This is a genomic window from Silvanigrella sp., assembly GCF_044369315.1.
Classification (GTDB): domain Bacteria; phylum Bdellovibrionota_B; class Oligoflexia; order Silvanigrellales; family Silvanigrellaceae; genus Silvanigrella.
The window spans coordinates 1-2,626 of the sequence record NZ_JBIPMD010000345.1 but is presented as its reverse complement, the minus strand read 5'-3'; the positions used below and the strand labels follow the sequence as shown (position 1 = coordinate 2,626).

The following is a 2,626-nucleotide window of genomic DNA, read 5'->3' as shown; positions in this document are numbered from 1 at the left end:
CGGAACTTGAATCGGTTGGTCTCAATGACTGTGGGAATAGTCCAATTGTCTTTGGGAACTGACATTGATCGACTGCACATGATGTATTTTGTCCTAAAGCTACTGAAACAAAGTTTTTGGAATTTTGGATTACAAATGGTGCCTTAGTAGTACTATTTTTTGAACCTGTTTGTCCTAAAGAATTATCACCCCAGCAAACCATTTTATTGTCCGTATCAGCTGCATCTTTTATGATTCCGCAATAATGATTTAATCCTGAAGAAATACTATCTAGCTTTAAATTAGGTATAACTTGAGGATTTGCATTCATTTGAACTCCACCATCGGAAATTCCTAATTCTCCATATTGATTCGAACCAAAACAATAAACACTATTATCATCTGCAATGGCACATGTTGAGTTTTTTGTAACAGCAAAATCAATAAATTTTAAGTTTGAAGTTGTAATTTTTTCAAATTCACTCAAATAATTTGTATTTTTATAACTTCCATCTCCTAATTGCCCCATTGTATTTTCACCAGAGCATTTTAGAGCTCCTTGATCTGTAATCAAGCAAACATGATTAGATCCTAAAGCAACTTTTGTTACTTTATCTCCACTTAGGTTAACTAATTGGGGATAAACATCTTGAGGTGAAGACGTTGGTACTTTAGACCAGCAATATAAATTGTTGTCCATGGAAACACCACAAACTTTATCTGAAATTGCGGCAAGATGTTTAAATCTTTGTTGACTTACCCATGGAGTAGAAACTGGAGAATTCCAAGGATTTGCTAATTGATCAGATAAGCTATTTGATGAACTGGAACACATTGCCCTGCCGCCATTTAAACTTATCCCACAAAAATTTCCACTTACAACATTTAAACTTGAATAAGTATTTTTACTAATAAAACCCCAGCACTGTAAATTGTTATTTTTTGTAATTCCACAAGTTGATCTTGAATTTCCTGTTAAAGAAACAAAACCATATGATAAATTTTGAAATGGTATTTTAGGTTCAAAATGAGAATACAAAGAATTTCCAAAATCATCTTTTACCGAAATACTTCCTTCGCTTGGAGTTCCACCTAATTGACCATAATTATTATCACCAAAGCAATAAGGAGTTCCATCTGTAGTAAGAGTACAAGTTGAATTATTATATAAGTATACAGAACTGAATTTTAAATTTTGAAAATCAGGATAATTATTACTCATAATTTCCCTTGGCACAGGAGATAATGTAACGTATCTTGGATCATTAGAAAGCTGTCCAATGCGATTATTTCCCCAACAATCTACTTTTTAATCCGTTGTAACGGCACAGACATGAGCCCTACCAGCCGAAACGGATGTATAGTTTTTACTGCCTGCTAAAAATAATTTTGTTTCAGCTGTACTAATGTTTCCATTACCAACTTATCCAGAACTATTATCTCCAGAACAATATACTTTTCCAAAATTTCCTATACTATTTTTGCCTTCATTTGTAATAGCGCAGAAGAACCTGTCTCCTGCAGTAACTGCAAAAAAAGATTTTCCATTTAAAGAAATTTCTTTAGGTAACCGATTCACAGCAGGATTGATTACCGAAGTTGCCAATTGCCCTTTTGAGTTATCACCCCAGCCATATAACTTACCCTTAGCAGTCACAGCATATGTATTACGGTAACCAGTTGCATAAGATATAAACTGTTCATTAGGTAACACTCTTACAGTTGTAGAAGCATAAACATCGGATCCATTTCCAATTTGTCCATAAAAATTGCTCCCCCAACAATATAAGTTTCCACCTTTTACAGAAATTCCACATTTATGCTCTGTACCTAATGAAATAGAAATATATTTTCCTAACCAACCTGATTCATTTGGAGGTAATTTTGCGCTGTCTTTATAAAGATCAAAACAAACCAAATCACCACTTGGATTTTTAACCGTACACAGACTGTTATCATTGCTAGATATATTTGAATACTCTTGATTATTATTCCATATTATTGAATAAGGAGTGATTTTTTGATCTTGTTTTGCTGCAAATGTATAATTTTGGCAAAGTATACCAGTGGAACAAATCAAAAATATATATTTCATATTCATTTTTCCCATATTAAAATTATTATAAACGATAGCAAGAAAATATATTTAATTACTGTTGATATAATAAAAAAATAAATAAACAAAATCAAGTGCAAAAAAAATAAATAAATATTTTTAACTAGCCAATTTTTAATTAATTTATTTTTAATTAATTTAAAAATTTTGAAAAATAATTATTACAAAATATTCATTCTAAATTAATTTTTGGTTATCTTTTAGATGTTTTATTTTTTTATTACAATAATATAATACAATATTGTTATTTTTTTTTATATATATTAATATTTTTTATAAATATTTTAAATTTAAAAATTTTTTAATATTTATTTGCTTTATTTAAAATAATTTGGTAGGAGGGTTCTATCGTTATACAATTTTAAAATAATGAATATAAGCCTTATTAATTTTAATTATTAATAAAAAGGGAGATTAAATATGGTGCGCCAAGATAAGTGCGTAAGAACCAGTGAGTGCGAATCTCACCCACGTAAAGATTAGCCATCAGCGTGGAAGTAAGCAGTGCGATTAATAAGGTAACAAATTAAT

2 protein-coding genes are annotated in these 2,626 nt (G+C 30.0%); both read right to left on the bottom strand.

The annotated features are described in order from the left end of the window. Positions 1 to 1,201: RCC1 domain-containing protein (locus ACIQ56_RS16585; protein ID WP_397602144.1), on the bottom strand; the 1,201-nt coding region annotated here is incomplete at its 3' end. 201 nt (positions 1,202 to 1,402) lie between these two features. Beyond that, a complete protein-coding gene (locus ACIQ56_RS16580; RefSeq protein WP_397602143.1) occupies positions 1,403 to 2,074 on the bottom strand; it encodes an RCC1 domain-containing protein in 672 nt (223 codons plus the stop codon). Between the last annotated feature and the right edge of the window lie 552 nt (positions 2,075 to 2,626).